This is a genomic window from Pseudolactococcus plantarum (assembly GCF_002441715.1).
In the GTDB taxonomy this organism is placed as follows: domain Bacteria; phylum Bacillota; class Bacilli; order Lactobacillales; family Streptococcaceae; genus Pseudolactococcus; species Pseudolactococcus plantarum.
Genome location: NZ_JXJX01000030.1, coordinates 1 through 1288 on the forward strand (window position 1 = coordinate 1; position 1288 = coordinate 1288).

At 36.5% G+C, this 1288-nt stretch carries 2 protein-coding genes; both read left to right on the plus strand.

Annotation, left to right across the window (positions count from 1 at the left end):
* Positions 1–71: 71 nt before the first annotated feature.
* Positions 72–359: a helix-turn-helix domain-containing protein gene (locus RU87_RS09445; RefSeq protein WP_014571824.1), complete on the plus strand. Its 288-nt coding sequence runs from the start codon at positions 72–74 to the stop codon at positions 357–359.
* Between the two features lie 2 nt (positions 360–361).
* Positions 362–1240, plus strand: a complete 879-nt coding sequence (locus RU87_RS09680) for an IS3 family transposase (protein WP_231860469.1) — start codon at positions 362–364, stop codon at positions 1238–1240.
* The last annotated feature ends 48 nt before the right edge of the window (positions 1241–1288 follow it).

Consider the following 1288-nt stretch of genomic DNA (forward strand, 5'->3'; position numbering starts at 1 on the left):
TGAACAGCTCCTGGTAAAATGGACATGAAATAAAAAAAACTATTTCAATCATTTTATCAAGGAGCTTTTTCATGCGTAAAAATCAGAACTACACGGGCGACTTTAAAGTAAAGGTTGCACAAGCTTATCTTTTTGACCACTTAGGTGGCTATCAATCAGTGGCAGAACATTTTGGTGTCACCAATCGCTCACAAGTACAACATTGGGTTAAATTGTACGAGAACAATCCTCAACTTCTCTATCAAGATAATCGTGGTAGACCGGCACAAGTTAAGTCAGAGACGATGACTTTAGAAGAACAAGTCAACTATCTCAAAATGGAGGTAGCTATTCTAAAAAAGCTCAGAAAGCTCTTGTAAAAATCTCTACAAGAGCTAAGTATCAAGTCGTTGATAGTTTAACAGGACAGTATTCCATTACTGCTCTTTGTCATTATCTTGGTATTTCAAGGAGTGGTTATTATAGCTGGATAAAGAAAAACCGCCCCCTTACAAAATCTTGGAATTCTCAGCTGGCAGAGAAGATTCAACTTCTCTTTGATGCCTCTTTTAAGGGCTATCGCTATATCTGGATGCAACTTAAGCGACTTTATGATATAAGCGTCAACCCAAAGACTGTCCTTCGCTATATGCAAGTTCTCGGTTTGAAATCGCCAATACGCAAGAAACGCTTTATTTCTTGCACGAGACAAGAAATGAACAAAAAAGCGAGAAAGGTTTCGCAAAACCTTCTCGCAAGACACTTCATCGCCACACGACCTCATGAAAAGTTAGTGACAGACGTTTCTTATGTGTATCATAAACAGGGTAGACTGTACTTAAGTGTTATCAAAGACCTGTATGATAACTCTATTTTAGCTTACAATCTATCAAAATTCAATGATAATCAGTTAGTTTTTGAGAATTTAGACCTTGTTTTCAGAAAAGATTGGGACAAATCAAAATCTTGTCTTTTGCATTCAGATCAAGGATTTCAGTATACGAACAAGCAGTATCACAAAAAACTTGAAACTTTTAATGTGACGGTTTCTCATTCTCGTAAGGGAAACTGTTATGACAACGCTTGTTGTGAAAACTTTTTTTCTCATCTTAAAAGTGAATCTTTGGAATTATTTGTACCTGAAAATGAGACGGAATTGATGCAGCAGATTGACGATTTCATTGCATGGTATAACTTTGATAGACCACAACTCAAACTAAAAGGCATGACTCCTATTGAATATAGGCAGACATACCTTTGAGTGGAAATGTGTTTTTTTTGAACTGTCTGTTTTATTTGGGGCTTGACA

Bases quoted from the DNA above. Each gene is read 5' to 3' on its own strand.
- RU87_RS09445 (WP_014571824.1), top strand. From the start codon at position 72: ATGCGTAAAAATCAGAACTACACGGGCGACTTTAAAGTAAAGGTTGCA.